18 protein-coding genes are annotated in these 21342 nt (G+C 59.8%); 10 read left to right on the top strand and 8 right to left on the bottom strand.

Going from position 1 to position 21342, the window contains the following annotated elements:
- Positions 1-2 precede the first annotated feature (2 nt).
- A complete protein-coding gene (locus tag AC0TOF_RS18150) occupies positions 3-1487 on the bottom strand; it encodes an oligosaccharide flippase family protein (RefSeq protein WP_473769268.1) in 1485 nt (494 codons plus the stop codon).
- A gap of 274 nt (positions 1488-1761) precedes the next feature.
- Between AC0TOF_RS18150 and AC0TOF_RS18145 the strand changes: the two genes are divergently transcribed.
- From AC0TOF_RS18145 to AC0TOF_RS18125, 5 genes are read left to right on the top strand one after another with little or no spacing between them, the layout of a single operon-like run.
- Positions 1762-2880: an MraY family glycosyltransferase gene (locus tag AC0TOF_RS18145; protein ID WP_473769267.1), complete on the top strand. Its 1119-nt coding sequence runs from the start codon at positions 1762-1764 to the stop codon at positions 2878-2880.
- A complete protein-coding gene (locus AC0TOF_RS18140; protein ID WP_473769266.1) occupies positions 2877-3764 on the top strand; it encodes a glycosyltransferase family 2 protein in 888 nt (295 codons plus the stop codon). Before AC0TOF_RS18145 ends, AC0TOF_RS18140 begins: the two co-directional genes overlap by 4 nt.
- Complete coding sequence (locus AC0TOF_RS18135; RefSeq protein WP_473769479.1) at positions 3764-4381, top strand: YdcF family protein; 618 nt, start codon at positions 3764-3766, stop codon at positions 4379-4381. The genes AC0TOF_RS18140 and AC0TOF_RS18135 overlap by 1 nt, the downstream gene beginning before the upstream one ends.
- On the top strand, positions 4378-5667 hold the full coding sequence (locus tag AC0TOF_RS18130) for a hypothetical protein (protein WP_473769265.1): 1290 nt from the start codon (positions 4378-4380) through the stop codon (positions 5665-5667). Before AC0TOF_RS18135 ends, AC0TOF_RS18130 begins: the two co-directional genes overlap by 4 nt.
- Positions 5664-6260: a putative colanic acid biosynthesis acetyltransferase gene (locus AC0TOF_RS18125; RefSeq protein ID WP_473769264.1), complete on the top strand. Its 597-nt coding sequence runs from the start codon at positions 5664-5666 to the stop codon at positions 6258-6260. Before AC0TOF_RS18130 ends, AC0TOF_RS18125 begins: the two co-directional genes overlap by 4 nt.
- A 3-nt stretch (positions 6261-6263) precedes the next feature.
- On the opposite strand, the gene AC0TOF_RS18120 is transcribed toward AC0TOF_RS18125, so the two are convergent.
- From AC0TOF_RS18120 to AC0TOF_RS18110, 3 genes are read right to left on the bottom strand one after another with little or no spacing between them, the layout of a single operon-like run.
- Positions 6264-7460: a glycosyltransferase gene (locus AC0TOF_RS18120; protein WP_473769263.1), complete on the bottom strand. Its 1197-nt coding sequence runs from the start codon at positions 7458-7460 to the stop codon at positions 6264-6266.
- Positions 7457-8683, bottom strand: a complete 1227-nt coding sequence (locus tag AC0TOF_RS18115; RefSeq protein ID WP_473769262.1) for a glycosyltransferase family 4 protein — start codon at positions 8681-8683, stop codon at positions 7457-7459. Before AC0TOF_RS18115 ends, AC0TOF_RS18120 begins: the two co-directional genes overlap by 4 nt.
- Positions 8683-9954 (bottom strand): glycosyltransferase family 4 protein, encoded by a 1272-nt coding sequence (locus tag AC0TOF_RS18110; RefSeq protein ID WP_473769261.1) that lies wholly within the window; start codon positions 9952-9954, stop codon positions 8683-8685. The genes AC0TOF_RS18115 and AC0TOF_RS18110 overlap by 1 nt, the downstream gene beginning before the upstream one ends.
- A gap of 259 nt (positions 9955-10213) precedes the next feature.
- On the opposite strand from AC0TOF_RS18110, the gene gmd reads away from it, so the two are divergent.
- On the top strand, positions 10214-11284 hold the full coding sequence (gmd, locus tag AC0TOF_RS18105) for a GDP-mannose 4,6-dehydratase (protein ID WP_473769260.1): 1071 nt from the start codon (positions 10214-10216) through the stop codon (positions 11282-11284).
- Entirely contained in the window at positions 11268-12242 is a 975-nt protein-coding gene (locus AC0TOF_RS18100) for a GDP-L-fucose synthase family protein (protein WP_473769259.1), read from the top strand. Before gmd ends, AC0TOF_RS18100 begins: the two co-directional genes overlap by 17 nt.
- 10 nt (positions 12243-12252) lie before the next feature.
- Here the strand turns inward: AC0TOF_RS18100 and AC0TOF_RS18095 are convergent, their stop codons facing one another.
- Genes AC0TOF_RS18095 through AC0TOF_RS18085 form a run of 3 tightly spaced genes read right to left on the bottom strand, consistent with a single transcriptional unit; the run spans position 12253 to position 16537 of the window.
- Complete coding sequence (locus AC0TOF_RS18095; RefSeq protein WP_473769258.1) at positions 12253-13500, bottom strand: polysaccharide biosynthesis/export family protein; 1248 nt, start codon at positions 13498-13500, stop codon at positions 12253-12255.
- Positions 13501-13509: 9 nt separating this feature from the next.
- Positions 13510-15702: a GumC family protein gene (locus tag AC0TOF_RS18090; protein ID WP_473769257.1), complete on the bottom strand. Its 2193-nt coding sequence runs from the start codon at positions 15700-15702 to the stop codon at positions 13510-13512.
- Between the two features lie 58 nt (positions 15703-15760).
- Complete coding sequence (locus AC0TOF_RS18085) at positions 15761-16537, bottom strand: response regulator transcription factor (protein WP_473769256.1); 777 nt, start codon at positions 16535-16537, stop codon at positions 15761-15763.
- 388 nt (positions 16538-16925) lie between these two features.
- Here AC0TOF_RS18085 and AC0TOF_RS18080 point away from each other — a divergent pair, with 388 nt between their 5' ends.
- The 3 genes from AC0TOF_RS18080 (at position 16926) to AC0TOF_RS18070 (ending at position 19585) form a co-directional block, all read left to right on the top strand.
- Positions 16926-17684 (top strand): Crp/Fnr family transcriptional regulator, encoded by a 759-nt coding sequence (locus AC0TOF_RS18080; RefSeq protein ID WP_473769255.1) that lies wholly within the window; start codon positions 16926-16928, stop codon positions 17682-17684.
- 104 nt (positions 17685-17788) lie between these two features.
- Positions 17789-18235: a peptide-methionine (R)-S-oxide reductase MsrB gene (gene msrB, locus AC0TOF_RS18075; RefSeq protein WP_473769254.1), complete on the top strand. Its 447-nt coding sequence runs from the start codon at positions 17789-17791 to the stop codon at positions 18233-18235.
- 429 nt (positions 18236-18664) lie between these two features.
- Positions 18665-19585: a LytTR family transcriptional regulator DNA-binding domain-containing protein gene (locus tag AC0TOF_RS18070; protein ID WP_473769253.1), complete on the top strand. Its 921-nt coding sequence runs from the start codon at positions 18665-18667 to the stop codon at positions 19583-19585.
- A gap of 104 nt (positions 19586-19689) precedes the next feature.
- On the opposite strand, the gene AC0TOF_RS18065 is transcribed toward AC0TOF_RS18070, so the two are convergent.
- The gene (locus AC0TOF_RS18065) at positions 19690-21318 is read right to left on the bottom strand and encodes an MFS transporter (protein WP_122002526.1); all 1629 of its coding nucleotides are present in this window, start codon (positions 21316-21318) and stop codon (positions 19690-19692) included.
- Between the last annotated feature and the right edge of the window lie 24 nt (positions 21319-21342).

Below are 21342 nucleotides of genomic sequence, written 5' to 3'. Positions count from 1 at the left end.
TCCTATTCCGCGAGTCTGGAAGCTGGCGGCTGCACGCTCCGCGCCCGAAACTTTCCGACAAGCCAGCCCAGTATCGGTTCGACCTCGGCGGCAAAGGGATGCCGCGCCACGAACAGCGCGCCCAGCCAGCTGAACGCCGCGATGACGCCCATTACAACGCCCGTGGAGCGATGAATTTCCAGCGAGAAGCCATTCGCCGCCACAATCGCCAGCGGTATGGCAAGGGTGATCACGGTAACGAACCCGCTTTTCAGCAAGGCACGGCCAAGCTCGGCATAGGAAAAGACCACATGCCTGCGCACGAATATGATGGCTATGACCATCTGTATCGGCAGGCTGATGAACTGGCCAAGCGCAACGGCGAGCAGCCCGTAAAATGCGGCTGTGCCGATGACGGTGACCGCAACCAGCCGCGAAATCAGGTTGGACAGAAACGCCTCGCGGTTCTGTCCCAATGCCATCAGCAGCGGATAGGTGAGGATCAATGGAAACCAGAACAGACAGGCAAGGCTGAGGATTGCAACAATGGGTGCCGCCTCGTCCCAGCCGGGGCCAAGGACGATGTGCACCGCCGGATATGCCAGCAGCGCAAGCAGTGCCTGCGCTGGCCAGTAGGCGACAGTGATATAGGATAAGGCACGAATATAGGATTGACTGATATTCGCGCCCTCACGGACCTGTGCCGAAAGCATCGGGAAAGCCACGGTAAAAACGGCAGAAAGGATGATGCGATCAGGCAGGCCGCTCAGCGTGTCGGCGCGATTGTATATCCCGACCGCCGATATGGGCATGAAGCGCCCGAGCAGGAGTTGCGGCAGCGTCATGCAGACCTTGTTCAGCCCGGCATTACCCCCAAGATAGATCCCGAACCGCCAGGCCGTGTCGAAACTGGCCAGCGACGGACGAAACAGATTTTTCAAAGGATGGATCGAGATAGCCAGCGCCGTTATCATCAACGCACTTGCCAGCAGGCCGAAGGCAAAACACATATGGCCGAAGCCACAATAGGCCATGGCAACCGTTACCAGAGCACCGAGACCCGCCCCTGCGGTGCGAATGCGCGCCAGTGCTCCAAAAGCCATCTCGCGCCTCAACAGCGCGACAATCGGCAAGGACAGGCTTTCAATCAGCGCGGCTATGATGGTGATGCTCAGAAAAAGCTTCAGTTTCGGATCGTTATAGGCTTCGGCGAAGTAACCCAGAGAAAGATAGAGAGCGACCGATAGCAGGGCTGTCACGCCCATCAGAAAAGTCAGCGAAGTCCGAATATCCTGATCGCGCACCGTGTCGATCTTTATCAGGAACTCCGGACTGGCGAATTCACGCAGTGAGAACACGATTGCCGTAAGGCTCAAGCCTATCACGCCCATTCCGGTTTCCGCCGGTCCCAGAAAGCGCGAAACCGCAGCGACCGTCACGAAGTTGAAGAGCAGCCCCGCATACTGCTCCAGCGCCGCCATGAGAAAGCCTCTGCGACTGCCATTCATGATGCGCTCCAACAAGTGATATTCCCCGGCGCGGTCGGCGGATTTTGTGTCACCTTTCGTCCCTCATTCATCGCAGTCCGGCAGCAGCGCCCGCAGGCGCAATCTTCCCGGCAGGACCAGAATAGCCTTTTGCGAAAGGCACGAAATGCCGCCCTTGGTGTTAGCCCCCAACCTGAAAGGAGTATGCGGCACGCTCTAAAGCCAAGTCGTGGACGGCGCGGCAATGGGTAAAAATTTGCGGAGTTTGATCTTTTGCACGCGGCTTGGAGGAGACATGACAAGTCTTTCATGGATCACGCTTCTGGCCTTCGTCCTTTCCGTCGCTTTCTGCCTCGGCTTTCGCGGACTGGCGCGTGAATGGTATCTCATCGACATACCCGATGCCCGCAAGACGCATGACGGAGACGTCCCGCTGTGCGGAGGCATTGCCATTTTTCTCTCGTTTTCCGTTGCCGCGCTGCTTGCGTCCGGCACTACAGGTCACGCCAATGCCGCCGCCCTGCTGCCGGGGCTGGTGCTGGTCCTCGTTGCAGGCGTGCTGGATGACCGCTTCAATCTGCCCGTCGCGCCACGCCTTGCGGTCCAGCTTCTGGCGGCACTTCTGATCATCGGCATAGCCGGTGTCCGGCATATCTATCTGGGGCTCGCTTCCAGTGGCATCGCCCCGGACATGCTGGCCCAGTTTCTCGCCGGACCGCTTTTTCTTCTCATCGCGTCCGCTTTCATCGTGGGCCTCGTCAACGCGGTCAATATGAGCGATGGCGTGGACGGGCTGGCGGGGTCGGCAAGCGCCGCCGCCTTCTTCTGGCTGGCCGTCATCGGCTTCGGCGCGGGCGAGCATCGCCTCGGCTTGCAGGCGCTCGCCATCGCCGCCGCCTGCCTCGGCTTTCTCGTCTTCAATATGCGGCATCGCTGGCGCAACAGGGCAAGCCTTTTCCTTGGCGATGGCGGCAGCACCTTTCTCGGCGCGGCCCTTGCCGGGTTTATCCTCATCCTTGCAAGCGGAACCGCCGCCGTCGCCTTTCCCATCTTGATCTGGATCGTCATCGTGCCCGTCATCGATACGCTGAGCCTGATCGTGCGCCGCACATCGGCGCGCCGAAGCCCGTTCTCGCCGGACCGCCAGCATCTGCATCACCTGCTGATGGATGCCGGGCTTTCCTGCGGGCAGACAGCCGTCGCGGTCATGATGCTCAATCTCATGGCTGGTGCCGTCGCCTACATCGCCGTCCGGTTCGAAACGCCTGTCTGGCCAATGCTTCTGGCGCTGGCGATACCGGCTGCGGCACATACGCTTTTCGTGCTGCGCATGACCAAAGGTCCGCGTCGGACGGTTGCAGTTTCAAAGGCCGAAGCCAAACCGAAGATCACCTATCCCGAGGCAACTTCATGAATGTTTCCGTACTCATCATGACGCTGAACGAAGAGGCCAACCTGCCAGCCTGTCTGGCTTCGCTGGACTGGTGCGACGATATCGTCGTCCTCGATTCCTTCAGCAGCGACCGCACGGTCGAAATTGCAAGGGCAGCAGGCGCCCGCGTTTTCCAGCGTGCCTACGACACCGAGGACCGCCAGCGCATGTATGGCCTGACGGAAATCAAATTCAGGCATGACTGGGTTTACACGCCTGACGCTGACGAGATCACCCCGCCGGACCTGCGCGACGAAATGCTGGCAATCGCCGCCGATCCCGACCGGCCGGAGGTGTTTTTCAAGGCGCGATACAAGAACATGTTCATGGGGCGCTGGATACGGCATGCGAGCCTTTATCCCACCTGGATCACGCGGCTGGTGAGGCCCGACCGGGTGCGGTTCGAACGCTCGGTGCATTCGCGCGCCAGCGGCGGGCCGGAAGGTGCCTTGCAGGCTCATTTCATCCATTACAGCTTCAACAAGGGTCTCGAAGCCTGGTACGACAAGCATAACCGCTATTCTTCCGCCGAGGCTGATCTGTCAGCCTCGCGCCTGCTCGAACGCAAGATCGACTGGGGCGGCATTTTTTCGGCAGTGCCGGAGCGGCGGCGGCGGGCATTGAAATCGCTTTCCTATCACATGCCGTTCAGGCCAAGCCTGCGCTTCCTCTACATGTACCTGCTGCGCGGCGGTTTTCTGGACGGCAAGCCCGGCTATCTCTATTGCCGCCTGCTTTCGGCTTACGAGTTCATGATCGTGGTCAAGATGGAAGAACAGCGCCAGCGGCAGTCAGCCATGCGGACAGAGATCCCTTTGGCCGGGCGACCGCTTGAAGCCGGGGCAGCGGAACGGCGTGTGGTATGATGCTTCTCGTCGTCCTGCCCTGCGCCATTCTGTTCGGCATTGCCGCGATGTTCTTATCGGAACCGGTCCTGACCTTGCAGGACGATGGCGGCAGGGCGGATGTCATCGTCGTGCCGGGCGGTGACGGCCCGCCGCGCGCGGCGCAGGCCGCCCGTCTGTGGAAGGAAGGCCGCTCGCCGGTGATCCTCGTTACCGGCGATGGCGACTGCCTCTATAACAAGCGGATCATGGTGCGCAACGGCGTGAACCCTTCGGCGATCTTCGTCGAATGCGGGTCGGGCAGCACGTGGCAGAATGCGCAGTTTTCCGCGCCTGTTTTGCGCGAAATCCGGGCAAGAAGCGCCCTCATCGTGACCAACTGGTATCATTCCCGCCGGGCCATTGCGAGCTTTCGCGCCGCCTGCCCGCAGATGCGCTTCATCTCGTCCCCCATCGGCGGCGATGACGGACGCCCCGGTTTTCCGGCGACGCCCGCCGACATGGAGCTCGTTGCAAAGGAATATGTGAAGCTCGGCTGGTATCTGGTTTCAGGCCGCATTTTCCCGCACGATCTTTCGGCAGGCGAGCCCGCACCCGACCTTTCGGACATATGCGCTGCGACGGGGGGCACGCAATGAACCTGTCGCTCACCTGGATCTTTGTCGGCTTCGTCCTCTGCCTTCTGGCTGGCGGACTCTTCTCCCGACCGGAACGCATGTACCAGTTCCCCTTCCTCGCCGGGGTGATGACCTTCGGTTTCCTGCTGCCGCAGCTTCCTGCCCTTATTTACGATCAATTCCTGCCTTCCGGCGCTTATGCCAAGACGATGATCATGGGCATCCTGTCCTTCACAATGCTTGCCATCGGGTGGCGGACAACGAAAAAGCCGATCCGGTTTCTCCGCATGAGTTTCAGCGAGCGGCGGCTGATTTGGGCGGCAGCCGGACTGTCGGCCTTCGGCGCCATATTCTATTTTCTGCTAAGCCGCCTTCCGGGTGATGTTTCCATCGGCATGCAGATGACCGGCATGCCGGTGGTTTATCTCTTCTTCGCACAGCTCATGCCCTATGGTCTTGCCATCGCTATCCTGTGCTTTGCGCGGCGTCCATCATGGGCTGCGCTGGCGATCATTCTGTTCGATCTCGTTTTCTATCTGGACCGGATTCTGGTGACCGGAAAACGCGCAGAGACAATTCAGCTTGTCCTCATGTTCCTTCTCGCCTTCTGGTTCTACCGCCGGATCGTCGTGCCGCGCACGGTCATGGCCATCGGCATCCTCGCCGGCACTATCCTGATGACCAGCATGGGCGATTATCGTCAGGTAACGCGCACGGATGCGAGCTTCGTTCTCGATGAAATTCTGGAAATCGACTATGCCGCCAATTTCCGCAGCACACTTGAGCGCGGCGGCCCCGAAATGCGCAATGCCGTGCAGCGCATCGATGAAATCGACCGGCGGCTGGAATTCGACTACGGCAAATATCACTGGAACCGGATCGTCTTCACATTCGTTCCGGCACAGCTCGTCGGCGGCGACGTCAAGGAAGCGCTCTATCTCGACGTCCCCGAACCCAGCCGCGATTACAATCCGCTGACCGGCACCACCGAGACCGGGCTGGTCGATGCATTTTCATCATTCTGGTATTTCGGCGCGCTGAAATTCCTGGTGCTGGCCTGGGCGATGCGCAGGCTCTGGGAAACCGCGATGGCGGGCGAGATGCTGGGCCAAATGGTCTACATGCTGTCCATCGTCCCGGCCATGCATTCCATTTCTCACCATACGGATTGGGTCGTGCCGGTCTGGATCCACATGGCATTGTTTCTCATTCCGGTTCTTTCGTTCTGCGTAATCCGCAATCGATCGATCCACTTGCCGCTCCCGCCATCGCATAGCGGCACGCTTCAGGAAGGATGGTCATCATGACCGTAACGACCCACCGCAAGGCAACCGCAGAAGGCATCAAGGGCAGAATGAATGCGTCGCGTCCGCTTGAAGGCGGGGCGACCTTCACGCTCGGGCATCGCGTCCAGCGCCTGTGCTGGCAGGGAAGCTGGCTGTTGCTTGCTGCATGGACGCCCTCCTTCCTGTGGCGCTGGCGCGGCGCGGTGCTGCGCGCCTTCGGCGCAAAGCTGCACAAGACGGCCATCGTGCGCGGCAGCGCCCGCATCTGGTGGCCGGGCAACCTGACCATGGGCGCGCACTCATCGCTGGGACCGGGCGCGCTGTGTTACAACGTGGCGCATGTGACGCTTGCGCCTTTCGCCATCGTTTCGCAGCGCGCGCATCTGTGCACCGCGGGCCACAATATCGATCAGGCCGATTTTCCGCTGACGGCAGCCCCCATTCATGTCGGCGCTTATGGCTGGGTTGCAGCCGAGGCCTTCGTCGGGCCGGGAGTGAATATCGGTGAAGGCGCGGTTCTCGGCGCGCGCGGGGTCAGCTTCCGCGACATGGAACCCTGGATGGTCTATGCCGGAAACCCAGCCAAGCCGGTGCGGCCACGGCGAAAGCCCTGACCCTCAGCTTGCAGTAACGGACCGGAGCGCCTTGCGACTTGCAACCGCGTCCGGCTTTTGTGACTGAAAATCCTGATAGGCCGCAATCGTCTGAACCGCGATGCGCGGCCAGGTGTAATTGTCGCGCACCAGTTTGGCACCGGCTACGCCCATGCGCGCCGCGCGATCCGGGTCTTCCAGAATCCGCTCAAGCGTCGCAGCAACCGCCATAGGATCGAGCGGGGAAACAATACCGGCGCCCGCCTCGCCCACCTCCGGAAAATGACACGCATCGGTAATCGCCACCGGCACGCCGCAGGCAAGCGCCTCGGTGATGGCGACGCTGAACCCCTCCTGACGGCTGGGCAGGCAGAAACAGGCTGACCTTTTCAGGGCAGCGATCTTGGCCGGGCCGTAAAGCCCACCGGTCATGTGCACGCGCTCTTGCAGCCCGTATTGGCGGATACGCTCGCGAAATTCTTCTTCCGCCCCGCCATCAGGGCCAGCCACCACCAGATCGACTTCGGGAAACAGGGGAGCGACACGGCGAAAGGCATCGGCGAGAATGTCGAGACCCTTCTTGTAATGAAGCCGCGACAAAAACAGCACATAGGGCCGCTTGGGCAAGCCGCCCACATCGGCCTCACCCCCTTCGACCTCGTTCAGAAAAATCCCGTTGGGGATAATCACCGGCGGAGCCTTCAGGCCAAGGGGCCGCATCAGCTCGATCTCATCCGCATTCAGCGCATGGATAAAGGCCGCGCCGTCGAGCATCCGGCGAAAGCCAAGCATCATTGCGACTTTCTTCTTCCATGCGCTTTGCTGCATGCTCCACACGTCGAGCATCCCGCAGCAGCACACGCAATAGGGCACGGAAAAGCGGCGGCAGAGCATCGATGCGCGCAGCAGATTGGTTTCCCACACGCCATGCAGATGCACGAAATCCGTGGCCCCCAACAGCGCTTCCATCGCCTTCGCTGCGGCGCTTCCAGACAGCGTCTCGCGCAGATCGGGCATTGGCAGCAACAGGGTCCGCACCTTGTCGAAACCGGGAATTGTCGCAGTAGCCGCGACAGCCCGTCTGCTCACCTCATGGTCGCTGTAGCTGACAATTGTCACCTCATGGCCGAGCGCCGCCTGTGCCGCCGCCAGCCGCACCACGACCGCCTGCGGTCCGCCCTTGGCGGGATCGTAGGAACCGATAACGTGGACAATGTTCATGCCGCCTTCTCCCCGAAAATCGCGGCAGCGAGCCTTTCGCCATAGCGTGACAGGGTATAATCGGCTGCACGCTCGCGCGCATTTTCTCCCATCCGTTCCAGTGCCGCCGGATTGCCCGCCAGTTCCCGCAGGATTTCGGCTGTCTCCCTGACGTCGCGGATCGGCACGATGTAGCCGTCGACACCGTTGCGCACCACGCTGCCGGTATTCTCGGTACAGATCACGGGCAGCCCCGCGGCCAATGCTTCATAAACGGAAATCGCGGACCCTTCGCATAAGGAGGGAAGCAGAAAGACATCGGCCCATTCAAACTGCTTGCGCATCTCGCTGCGCGGAATGGGGCCCGTCAGTTCAACCGTTGCAGCCAGCTTTGCCTGCGCCTCCGGCAAAAGTTCCAGCGGCCCCACCATCCGGAATTCTGCCTGCCCCGCCAGCAGCCTTGAAACCGCGCCGACATAGGGCGAGCCTTTGCGTAAGCCAACAGCGCCCACCGTCAGCACGCGCAATTTGCCCGGCTTCCGCGCCTTTCGTTCGATCTGGAAGCGTGTATCGACCCCGGTCGGAACCACGACGATCTTTTCCGGCGCGCAACCTTCCTCGGCAACATGACGGGCAACGAAGGGCGATGGACACACGACCAGATCGGCGAGCCGCCATTCGGTTCGCTCGCGTTCCGCGAAAGCCTCGCAATAGCCATCGTCTTCGACCGGCAATTGCCAGCCCGGATTCAACAGCTCCTCTTCCTGCCCTAGCCGGTCGACGATTGCGCGCGGCGCGATGACCTGATCGACAGCGGTCCACAGCCCCGCTTTCCGAGCAGCCGACAGCACTTCCACGGCTTCGCCGCTGAAAGCATAGACCCCGCCCGCGCCGTGGAAACCGCTTTCGGCGACCAGCCTGCCGAATGTTTCGCCAGCCCATATCGCATTGGCGGTGGATTTCGGCCCGGTCTGGTTCGACAGCCTGCGGATAGCGGAATGCAGTCCGAAAACCGGAAAGGTCGTCATCTGCTTGAGCGGGATTCCCTGCGGCTTGCGCCCGACCAGCCGTCGCACCGAGGATGGAAGCGCAGTGGGCGGCACGCTGCCGAGCAGACGCGGCCATCCCTGAAAGGCACAAATATCTGTATAGAAATGCGCCAGTCTCTGGTTGTTTGCGAAAATGCGCGGGACCGCATAATGCCGGCGCGCGCCAAGCTGGCTGACAACGACCGAGCCTTCCATCACAGTTCCCTCGGCTGGAACTGGCGGTCGAGAACTGGCATGGCCTGCGGCACCACCTTCTCCTCAAGCCGCGAGATGGCCGACTGCCAGACGGCTGCGCCATATTCCCGCGAATAGGCGGTTTCCATCAGATAACGGGCATTGTTGCCCATCGACATGCGTCCGACTGGCGAACGGCGCAAATGAAGGATCGCACCGACCAGCGCATCGACATCGCCCGGTCTCAACGCCATGCCGCACTGGAAATCGCGGACAATCGTGCCGATCTCGCCCTCCGGGTCGCCGACGAAGATCGTCGGGCGGGCGGCGGCAAGCACGCCATAAAACTTGCTGGGAACGATGCAATGCTCCAGTTCCGGCTTCAACGAAACCAGATGCACATTGGCAGCGCCAAGGCTTTCGGACAGTTTTTCAACCGGCTGGAACGGCTTCATCATCACATTGGTCAGGCCCCGCCGCCTGACCTCGCTTTCGACGAAGGCGCGCTGCTGCCCCTCGCCGATCATCAGGAAGACGATGCTTTTCATATGCCGCAGCCGCTCGGCTGCATCGAGCACCGTCTGAAACTCGTGCGCACGCCCGAAATTGCCTGAATAGCCGATAACGAACTTGCGTCCGAGGCCCCAGGCGCGGCGGAGCGGATTGTGCGCCGGTTCGATCGGCACGATCTCGTTCCGGTCAGCCCAGTGGTGAACCACGCTCAGGCTTTCCGCCGGAATGTCTCGCGTCGCAAGATAATGCGCCATGCGCTCTATCGGGCAAATGGTCAGTGCCGACTGGCGCATCGACCAGTTGCGCAGGATCAGGGCGAGCTTGCCGGAAATGGTATCGGGCCGGATAAGGCCAAGCTCCATCGCCGTTTCGGGAAAAAGGTCCATCACCCAGTTGACCAGCCTTGCGCCGCGCAGCCGGACCGACAGCGCAGCCGAAACCGACAGAAGCGGCGGATCGGTGCAGACGACGCACACATCATCCTTCTTGGCATGGGCCGCGAACCATGCGGCTGCGGACAGATGGAAGGTCGCATAATCCACCGCGCGCCCGACAAGCCTGCCGCGACCGAAGCCCGAGGTCCATATGCGGTGCACGTCGACACCGTTTATCGTCTCGCGCGCAGGGAGCACATCCTTCCGCCTGTCGTGATAGCTGCGGCTTGCCAGCACCGTCGTCTCTATGCCTTCGCGCACCAGCGTGTGGGCAAGACTCGTCACCATCCGGCTCGTCGCCGACTGGTCCGGATAGTAGTAACGATTGGCAAGCACCACACGCATGATTTCGCTTCCTGTTGTACGATCCCTTACCCAGAGGATCGCAACAGCGCGACAGATACCGCAAGAAACACAAAGGCATGGCAGGCACCGACAGCGGGCGAACTGCCTACCTCATTGGGTGAAACCGGCCATGCCGGACACGCCGCAAGCCTCATCCGAAGAGGGATGTTCCGGCCCGCGATTGCCGTTTTGGAGCCGTTCTGCCCGCGCCGGAAATCGCTAACATGCTTCTATCGAGTTTATGATCGGAGGCAGGGTCTTGCAGGAGAAAACAGCTCTCATCGTCGGCGTGACCGGACAGGACGGCGCCTATCTAAGCGAGCTTCTGCTCAAGAAAGGCTATCGCGTGCATGGTCTGAAGCGGCGGTCTTCCTCGTTCAACACGGCCCGCATCGATCATCTCTATCAGGACCCGCACGAAGAGAACATTCGCTTTCGCCTGCATTTCGGCGACCTGACGGATGCGACCAATCTGTGCCGGGTCATTCAGGAAGTGCGGCCCGACGAGATTTACAATCTCGGCGCCCAGAGCCATGTGCAGGTGAGTTTCGAGACGCCCGAATATACGGCCAATGCCGATGCGCTCGGCACGCTTCGCCTGCTTGAATCCATGCGCATTCTGGGGCTGGGTAAAACATGCCGGTTCTATCAGGCTTCCACATCGGAGCTTTTCGGCAACAGTTCGCCCAAGGCGCAGAACGAACAGACACCTTTTGCGCCGCGCAGTCCCTATGCGACGGCAAAGCTCTATGCCTATTGGACAACGGTGAATTACCGCGACGCCTATGGCTTCCATGCATCCAACGGCATCCTGTTCAATCACGAAAGCCCGCTTCGCGGCGAAACCTTCGTCACCCGCAAGATCACCCGCGCCGTAGCGGCCATCGAACGCGGTCTTCAGGACAGGCTTCGGCTCGGCAATCTCGATGCCCGCCGCGACTGGGGTCATGCCCGTGACTATGTCGAGGGTATGTGGCGCATCCTGCAGGAAGATGTTCCCGACGATTATGTGCTGGCAACCGGAGAAACGCACACCGTGCGGGAGTTCGTCGAACGCGCCTTCAAGGCGGTCGACAAGGAAATCGTGTGGCAAGGCGACGGCGTGGAAGAAATCGGCCGCGACCGTAAATCCGGCAATTGCCTGATCGAGATCGATCCGCGCTATTTCCGTCCGAACGAGGTCGATTTCCTGCTCGGCGATGCGTCCAAGGCGAAAGATCGCCTCGGCTGGCAGCATACGACCGGCTTCGACAGCCTTGTTGCCGAAATGGTCGATTGGGATTTGCGCAACATCATGCGGGAGGTCGGACGCAATGACTTCTACGGCTGATATCGCCCCACTCTATTCGCTGGAAGGCAAGAAGGTATTCGTTGCCGGGCACACGGGCATGGTCGGTTCGGCCATCCTCCGCCGCCTGCATGGCACGGATTGCGACATCATCACTGCCGCGCACAGCACGCTCGACCTGACCCGGCAGGGACCGACGGAAAATTTCATCAGCGGCCGCAAGCCGGATGTCATCATCATCGCTGCCGCCCGCGTCGGCGGCATTCTGGCCAATTCGCAATATCCGGCGGATTTTCTCTATGACAATCTCGCCATCGGCATGAACCTCATCCGCGCCGCCCATCAAACAGGCGTGGAGCGCCTCTTATGGCTCGGCTCAAGCTGCATCTATCCGCGCGACGCGGCGCAGCCTCTCACCGAAGACGCGCTTTTGACCGGCCCCCTGGAGTCGACCAACGAAGCCTATGCCGTCGCCAAGATCGCCGGACTGAAATATGCGCAAGCCTGCGCGCGGCAATATGGCAACCGCTTCATGACGGCTATGCCGACCAATCTCTACGGCCCGAACGACAATTTCGATCCCGAAAGCTCGCATGTGCTGCCCGCACTGATCCGTCGGATTCATGAGGCCAAGGTGCGGGGCGTCGACCATGTGACGCTCTGGGGCAGCGGCAAGCCCTTGCGGGAATTCCTGCATGTGGACGACCTTGCCGATGCCTGCCTGCACATGCTGCGCTTCTATGACGGCATAGAGCCGATGAATATCGGAACGGGCGACGAGATTTCGATCAGGGATCTGGCGCTGACGGTTGCCCGCGTCGTCGGCTATGAAGGCCGCTTTGAACATGATCTCGGCAAGCCCGACGGCACGCCGCGCAAACTTCTCGACACGTCGAAGATGCGGGCGCTTGGCTGGAAGCCGCGTATTCGTCTCGAAGATGGCTTGCGTCAAGTCTATCGCGATTGGTTGCAGGAATCCGCGGATCCCGTCGCGGCTTGAGAAGCTCGCTTTATGAAGGCGAGCCGCCTACCCTGCTCATATCCAGTTCGACGCGCAGGATATCGCCCGGCTTGATCTCCGTGCGCTCATTGGCAACGATATCCTGGAAGCTGCCATCAACGATACGGCTGATCGAAAAGATCAGCTTCTGGCGCAGCGTGGATGAAGCGATATTGCCGGATGACTTGGCGATTTCGGCCATGGTCTGAAGCTGCGCATTGCTGCGGTGCTCCATACGGGCAATATTGAGGTCAATGTCCTGCAACGCAGTCGCAGCCTCGCTCCTGCGGATTTCGTCCAGATTGGCGATGCGCTGCCGCATGGCAAGCTGGTTCTGCCTCGCCCGCGCGAGGAAGGAGGCAAGCTCCAGCGCGGCCCGCCGCGTAGCCGACAGATCGCGCTCCATGTCGCGAAGGTTGGATTTGGCGGCAAGGCCGCGATCCACCAGCGACTTGCTGGAATCCACATTCTCCTGCAACAGCCCGATTTCCGTGTCGTGCAACTTGATGCTCTGCTGCAAGGTCTCGATCTCGTCGCCATAGCTTGCGGCTTGCGCTTCCAGTGCCTGACGTTCGGCGACGAGATTGTTGCGGCGAACATTGAAGACGGTCTTTTCCCCGTCCAGCATCTGCTGCGTCAGCGCCGCCGTTTCCTTGTTCGCAGCAGGCTGTTCCGGCAGGGCATAATTGAATTCCGCACCGTTCAGCTCCGCCTCGAAACGCGCCCGCCGGATTGTCATGGCGGTGATCTGCATCTGCAAATCCGCATATTCCTGCTGGACGGTGATGAGCTGCATTCCGGCGGTCAGCGCTGGCGTCTCGGTCTTGCCTGCCCCGCCGCCAAGCGCCGTCAGTTCAAGCACCACCATGCCGGGCCGAAATTGATATTTTCCCGGCATCTTCACGTCGCCGACCACAAACACCGGCGCGTACTGGTTGACCGTTGCCGTGACCGTCAGGCCGGGAATATGCTGGGACAACGACCCGGCGATCTTTTCACCAACCTCGTTTATGGTCAGCCCGTTTACCGGGATGTTGCCCACGATCGGATAGCCGATATTGCCATCCACATCGACCGGGTAAAGCCCTGTGAGGGACGGCTGGCCATAAACGGTCACCTGCAACACGTCGTTGGCGCCGACCCGGTAGGCCTGCCCTTCGCCAAGCGCGGCAAAACTTCCGCCAGCCAGAATGAGCCCCGAGAGCATCGTGGCCCGCAGGTGGGTGACAATGCGGTTTCTGATGATCCTGTGTGACATGGCTTGCCCTCACGCCTGTTCCTGAACGCTGCCTGCGGCTGACTTTGGCCGTCGCGAAAAGATGGCACTCACGCCTCGCTTCGCCCACAGGCCCATCCCGCCCATGACGCCAATGACGGCCTGCCAGCCGTGATAGGACGACGAATTATGGTTCACGACCGCAAGCGCTGGCTTGCGCCCGAAGGACGCCATCGTCTGGATCAGCGCATTGGTCGCATACTGGTCCTGCCGGTCCGACGGCACCACGAGAAGCGCCGTATCCGTTGCCCGCGACAGCAGAACCGAGCGCTTGTCCTCCATGACCGCCGGGAGATCGACCAGAATAATCTTGTGATCGGTGCGCAACTGGGCAATCAGCTCGGCCAGCCAGTCGCCCTCGCGCCTCTGGCTGTTGGGCGTGACGATATCGATGCCCGAACCATGGTCGTGCACCAGTGTCGCGCCTGCCAGCGCGCGGCCGCTGGAAATGATGCCGTTATCCCCTTGCGGAAGCCCGAAAGCCTCCGCCAGCCCCGACCGCCTGCTGGTCGCATCGATAACCGCAACCGTCAGGCCGGTGGCGGCGATCTGTTGTGCGAGCGCGGTGATCAGCAAAGTCTTTCCCTCCCCGTTGGACAGGGAAACGACCGAAAGCGCCAGCGAATCCCGACCGCGGGTCAAAGCCCGCAGGCGATCATGCACGGACTTGATCGCCCGACCGAACGGGCTTGCCGGGTCGAGGCCGCGATTGACAAGAAGCGGCACGGTCATTTGCGGCGAAACCGGCAGCAGCGTCGCTGCCGGAATGCCGGGCAGCATCAGCGAAGCCGTCTGCGCGGGCCTGATTTTGTCGAACGTTTCCTTAAGCATCGTGCCCGCAAGTGCTACCAGGCCGCCAAGCCCCAGCCCCAGCAACAGCCAGTTCGGCAAGTTGGGGCTGGCCTTGGCCATTGCCGGTTCCGCCGGAGAAATCATCTGCGCTTCGGGCGCGGCCATGCCGTCCTGCTCGATCAGCTGCTTGTACCGCGTCAGATAGCTTTCATAGACCGTGCGGCTGGCATTGGCTTCCCGGTCAAGCTGCACGGCTTTCACCTGCGCCTGATTGGCTTCGGCAAGATCGGCCTCCGCTTTTCGCAACGCCTCTTCCAGTCCGCTGCGCCTTTGGCGCGCTATCTGGATTTCGTTGCCGAGGCTCTTGATGATTTCGCCAACCTGGCTGGAAATCTGCTGTTTCAGCGCTTCCTGTTCAGCCTTCAGAACCGGGATTTCGGCGCTCTTCAGCGCCCCGTTCGACTGTAACTCGCCAAGCTGCCGCTCGACGCGCGCCTGCTCGCTGCGCAAGGTCTGGATGGCAGGCGAGGCCAGAACCTCGGCCAGTGCAGGCGCTTCATCGTTACTCTTGAGTTCTTCCGCCGTGCGCAACCGCGCCTCGGCAAGCGAAACGGCGCCCGTCGCCGCGACAATCTCGCTGTTCAGCGCCGCCACGCGCTGGGCCTGAAAGCTGATCTGTCCCTGATCGCCTGCAAGCCGTGACTTCTGGCGGAATTCTTCCGCCGCACGTTCCGCACTTTCAAGGTCGCTGCGCAGGTTGCCCAGCTTGTCGCCAAGCCACTCGCTGATGCGCCGTGTCGCCGATTGCTGCACATCGATCTGATGGTCGAGATAAGCGGTGGCGAAGGCGTTGGCGACCTGCGCCGCATAAACCCGGTCGGAAGCGCGATAGGATATGAAGATCGTATAGGACCGCCCATCATTGGTGACGCGCAGCCGCGAAAGAAGCAGGTCTATCTGCTGGCGTTCACGCAAGGCAGGATCGACATCCCGGGCGCCTTTGGCGCGCGAACTCGTATCTGAAGCGGACGACAGCACCGTGCGCGAACGGAATTCCGTCGGCACGGCAATGTTCTCCGCTTGCAGGATGTCGATGACCTTGCGCGCCATCATGCGGGAATTGATGATATCGAGTTCGGAACGCAGCACCGGGCTGTCCTGTGGCAACGGCGTGATTGCAGTTTCATTGGGAAGCGCCTGCAAGCGGCGCATATCCAGCACCAGCACGGACTCCGACACATAACTGACCGGCGCGGTAAGATAGCCCGCAAAACCCACGCCGATGCCCGCGACCACCGGCACGATCAGCATCATTTTTCTGCGTCTTATTGTGTCGAGCAGGTCAGCCACCGGCTGCCGCCCGTTTCCTGCCGAAACGTCGGAGATAATCACCCAAATTCTCCTTCACGGAATAATTCAATGCGCCGGCTGGCAAACGCCCGCCAATGGCCTATTGCAGATCGGCAAACGATGTTTCCGACGGGAACAGCTCGTTGATGATACACGCCACTTCGGTACGGTTGGACGCTTTCAGCTTCTTCATGATGTTGCGGATATGAACCTTCACGGTGCTTTCCCGCAGCTTCAGTTCATAGGCGATGATCTTGTTCGCCTTGCCCCGGCGCAGCGCATTGACCACTTCGGCCTGACGCTGGGTGAACATGCCGCCAAGGGGTTGCAGCCGCTGTGAGTTCGGATCGGTGGCATGGCGCAGAGCCAGCACGCTGCTGGCCGGAACGAAGGTTCCCCCCGCCATGGCAAGCCGCAATGCCTCGACGCAGACATTCACATTGACCGATGTCGGAATATAGCCCTTCACACCATGGTCGAGCGCCTTGAGAACCTGAGAAATTTCTTCCTTGTCGGCCAGGAGAATGACAGGCGCTGGAGCGCAATCAGTGACAATGCGATTGAGGTAATTACCAACCGCCGGGTCTGAAACCTTCTGACCGCCGATGTTGAAAAGCACCGCGCCCGCCGTGCGGCCACGGCGCTGATGCTGCCACTGCTCGAACGAGCTGAATGTGGCAATCGACATTTCGATGCTGTGGTTCGTCAGCCCATGCGCAAGACATTCGCGATCCAGTGCGCGGTTGTCTATGATAACCAGCAGCGGCAGCACGCTGTCGCTCGGCAGTTCAGGCTTAAAGGAAGTGTCTTTCGTTACCCCCAAACCGTTATTCTTTAATTCAGTGGTTCTGTTGCTAAACTGTGGAGAAATGTTCATTTGCTCGCCCTCTACCCTGTTGTATAAAAAATACTCCATAATTTTTGTACAGTTTTAGCGGATACTTATCCAGCCTACTATTCCTAGTAATTATTAGATATATTTGACTCGCCAAAAAATTCTTATTTATTGTTATCAGATCACCGAGATACTGCCTCGCATTTGCTTCAGTGTCATTAACCTAGATTAAGGACTTCAGGAAAATATGGTTTAGTAGAAGCGCGGATATATACCCAATTAGTGGTAGAAATTACTACCTTGCCAAAACACGCTCCCTCGATAACACTCTTGCGAAGCCCTGCTTCCGGGCGAGAGCGGGGAAAGAACGCGGGGATACCAGACTTAAAATTTATATTTCCTTTGCTGGGCGAAACGGCAGGTAGGCTCAATGGTGGTAAATGCCGACGAAGCAAAAACGCTGCGCCATTTTCTGGAAAGCGCCCCCATTGGCGCGGTCTTTGAAGAAAGCGATCTTGGCGTGCTCGGGGCCCTGCCAATAACATCAAAGAACTACGCATCGCACACTGTCGTCAGCAGCCAGGGCGATTGGGCCAATTCGGTTCACATCATCAAGAGCGGCTGGGGCTGCATCTATCGCGATCTGCCCGATGGCGACCGGCAGATCCTCGATTTCCCCATGAAAGGCGATTTTCTGGGTTTCCGCACCGGGCTGGGCTTCAACTATTACACGCTGATTTCGGTTACGGAGCTTTCTGTCCTCGAAATCTCGCTGGACCATCTCACCGAAAGCCTGCTCAAATCGCCGCGCCTTGCCATGACATTCATGGAACTGATGGCCCGGCAGCGGGCCATTCTCATCGAGCATCTCATCAGCATCGGCCGCCGCAGCGCGCTCGTGCGCATCGCGCATCTTCTGCTGGAGCTTGGCCAACGGGCCCGCATCAACGGCACCGGCGACGAGAACAGCTTCTTTTGCCCGCTGACGCAGAGCGAACTGGCCGATGCGTTGGGGCTTACGCCGATCCATATCAACCGTATGCTGCGCGAACTGCGCGAGGATGACCTTCTGGTTTTTCGCAATAATGAAGTCGAGTTTCTGAACCGTTCCGCGCTCGTTCACATTTCAAGCTTCGACGAGCATTACCTGACCATGGAAATCTTCCCGCGCGTTCGGATCAGCCGGTAAGTTCGTTTTTTCCGGGGTTCTTCAACAGTTCGTCATTTGCGCGGGACTGGAATAGTTGCTTCCTACAGCCTAGATTCAGGGCACCTATCAAGGGAGCGCACATCATGACCTACAGAAAAGATCCCGAAGCGATTGCGAAGCTTACCCCGGAGCAATATCGCGTCACGCAGGAAAGCGGCACCGAGCGCCCCGGCACCGGCGAATATCTCTATAACAAGGAGCCGGGAATCTACGTCGATATCGTCTCCGGCGAGCCGCTGTTCACCTCGTCCGACAAATATGAATCCCATTGCGGATGGCCAAGCTTCACCAAGCCGATCGAACCCGCCAATGTCGCCGAACTGACCGATATGTCTCACGGCATGGTGCGCACCGAAGTGCGCTCGGCCCATGGCGACAGCCATCTGGGACATGTTTTCCCTGACGGCCCGATAGACCGCGGCGGTTTTCGCTATTGCATCAACTCGGCCTCGCTTCGCTTCATTCCGAAGGACCGGATGGAAGCGGAAGGATACGGTCAGTATCTCGATCAGGTCGAAGACATCGGCTGAACGGAAGTTAAATCAAAGTTGGCGCACGCAGTATTTGAAATAAAATACATGCGATATGCGAGCAATTTTGCTTCGGATTAATTGATCCACAGCCATTCCATACAGGATCGAAGAAAGACTTCTTTCTGTCGCAATGATCCTTAATCTGGTGTGGCGCACGCTTCGGCGGAATCAGGCAAATGCGCAGCCTCGGTATGATTATGCTATCACCACACATACCGAGGCTTTCTTTTGAGCTTTCTGGAGATTTCAGCCGTTTTGCGGGCGCTCCATTCCAGCTCATCTCCCATACGGAAAGATAAGCCACCCGTCACAGTGGTTGCATTGCTTGCTTTAGCTCTATTGCAAATAGCGGGCAATTATATTCAATATACTGTCCGGCTATGGCCGGGCGGCGGATATTGATACCGCAACATCAGGGGAGACAGTTTGGACAGCACGGCTGGCGCCTACCGGATCTATTCCGAGACCGAGTGTGCGGAAGCACCGGCGCTCGACTGGCCCTATGTTTGTGCCTTGTACCTGCTCAGGAAACCCGTCGAAAAGGCCATTTCGGAATTCCTCGCCGCCGTCGGCAATGCATCACGGTCAGACCGGGCATGGATGATCGAATATGGGCCTGACCTCCTGCGGTTTCGCAACACGCATGAATGGTGCAAGGGCGATACGGTAGCCTATATTTCCGAGCTTCAGCAGGCTCCAACCACGCTTATTGCATGGCTGCATCGCTACCTGACCGAAAGGCGGGCCGTCGCGGTTCATGACGTAAAGGGACTGCCGCGCAGCGCACGCGCGCTTCAGGCGGAATTTCTGCGGCAGGGCAATCAGAGTATTCTCAGTATCCCGCTTTTTCATCATGATCGGCTGCGCGGAATAATCGGTTTCGACACGACGGAAGAAACCCGGCGTTGGTCCCGCGCGGAAATCAAGGCGATGTTCCAGTGCGCAAGCCTGATCGCCCAGGCGAAATACGCGACGCCCGAAAATAGACAAGCCTCCTGCGAGGAACCCGACCCGACATCGGTGATCTATGTCAGCAAACGCGGCGTAATGCGCGGATTTTCACCGGAGGAGATCATCGGGGTCCGCTCGGCAGGCAATTACAGCGAGGTCTGGCTTGCCGACGGTTCTGCAATTCTTGATTCCCGACCGCTTGGCATATGGGCAGGCATCCTGCCGGCAAGCCTGTTTTTCCGCATTCACCGCACGGCATTCGTAAACGCCCTGCACGTCTCCGACATAGACCGAAGCACAATCGACAAATGGTTAGTCAGGATGCGCGGCATCAATCAATCATGGCCCGTGTCACGATCCTACCGGAAAGCCCTGCGGGAGCGCCTGGGCTTCTAGCCTTTATTTCGCCACAAAATAATCCGTCCTTCGCCACAAATTTCGATGCGAAAAACGCAGGTTTAGGCAAAAATCGCGGTTTTGCCTCAATTTGAAATCGCCGCTCACGACAGGTCCAGATGCGCCTTCAGCGGCATGTCGTCATGAACCGGCACAGTCTGCCTTTCGATCATGCGATGGACGAGCGGCGGCTTGTCTCCCTTGTGCAAGGCGAGCAGCCTTTCCGACACTTCCGCATCGGCGTGGGTGCGACGCTGGTTATGACGGACATACTCCACCCAGGTCGGCACGTGATAACTTTCCGTCCAGGTTTCCGGGTTCTCCAGATCGCGCAGCAGCACCCACTGCCGGGCACCGTCGCGGATGCGCATGCGCCGCCGCAACGCCATGGCGGAAAGGAATGCCGGAACATCTTCCTGCGCGATCTTGTAATCGACCATGATCATGATCGGGCCGCTGCGCGAACGAAGATCAAGCCGAAGCTGCGGCTCGCTGAAACGGTTGAGCGGATCGAGATTGAGGGCCTCAAAGTCAGGCTGTGGCAGGAGAAGCCCGATCAGCGCACCGAAAACGAGCACGACGGCGGCAGCCAGAAGCGCGCCCGGCACACTATATTCGTCCGCCACGGCACCCCAGAGCCAGCTGCCCGCCGCCATGCCACCGAAGGTCGCGGTCTGGTAAAGCGCCAGCGCGCGCCCAACCACCCAGCGCGGCGTGGAAAGCTGCACGGTGACATTGAACAGCGACAGCGCCAGAACCCACGAAACACCAGCAGGCAGCAGGAAAATGCAGCTCAGCCACATGTTCCGGCTGATCGACAGCAGGCCGCAACTGACCGCGAACGCGATGAAAGCGCCGCGCACCAGCCATTCATTGCCGAGAAGCTCGCGCAGCCGGGCGCTGAGCAACGCGCCGCCAATGGCGCCAAGCCCGAAGAAACCCAGCATGATACCGTAGATCAGCGCCGTTCCGTGAACGAGATCGCGGGCGACGAGCGGCAGAAGCGCCAGAATGACAATGGCGGACAGGCCGAAGAGGAAGCCCCGGAACATCACTTTCAGAAGGTTCGGAGACATGGCGACATAACGCAGCCCAGCGATCATGGCCGGTCCCAGCGTTTCGCGCGGCAAGGTGGACTTGACCGTTTCGGGCTTCCACTGCCACAGCGCCAGAATGAGCGCGCAATAGCTGAACGCATTGAAAATGAAGGCAAAAGCCGCACCTGCAGCCGCAACGATGATACCGCCGATAGCCGGACCAATGCTGCGCATGAGATTGAAGCTCATGCTGTTGAGCGCCACCGCCGCAGGCAGATCGGTGCGGGGCACGATGTCGCCCATCGACGCCTGCCACGAAGGATTGTGCAAGGCCCCACCGCAGCCGATGAGGAACGTAAAACTGAGCAGCATCCACGGCGTCAGGATGCCAAGATAGGCAAAAACCGCCAATGCAACCGAAATGAACAGAAGCAGGACCTGCGCGGTCAGCATGATGCGGCGGCGGTCGAAGTTATCGGCCAGGGCACCGGCTGCGACCGAAAAGATCATCACAGGCAGGGTTGTCGAAGCCTGCACCAGTGCAACCATGTCGTCCGAATGGGCGATGGTTGCCATCATCCAGCCAGCGCCGACCGTCTGCACCAGACCGCCAAGGTTGGAAACCAGTGTAGCTGACCACAGCGCCCGGAATGTCTTGTACTGGAAAGGCGCCAGGGGGGAAATTCTCTGCGGCACCGGACGACCTCCCGTTCCATCTGC

Source organism: Ochrobactrum sp. PL_is501 (genome assembly GCF_055816895.1).
This window is presented reverse-complemented; position numbering and strand designations above follow the sequence as displayed.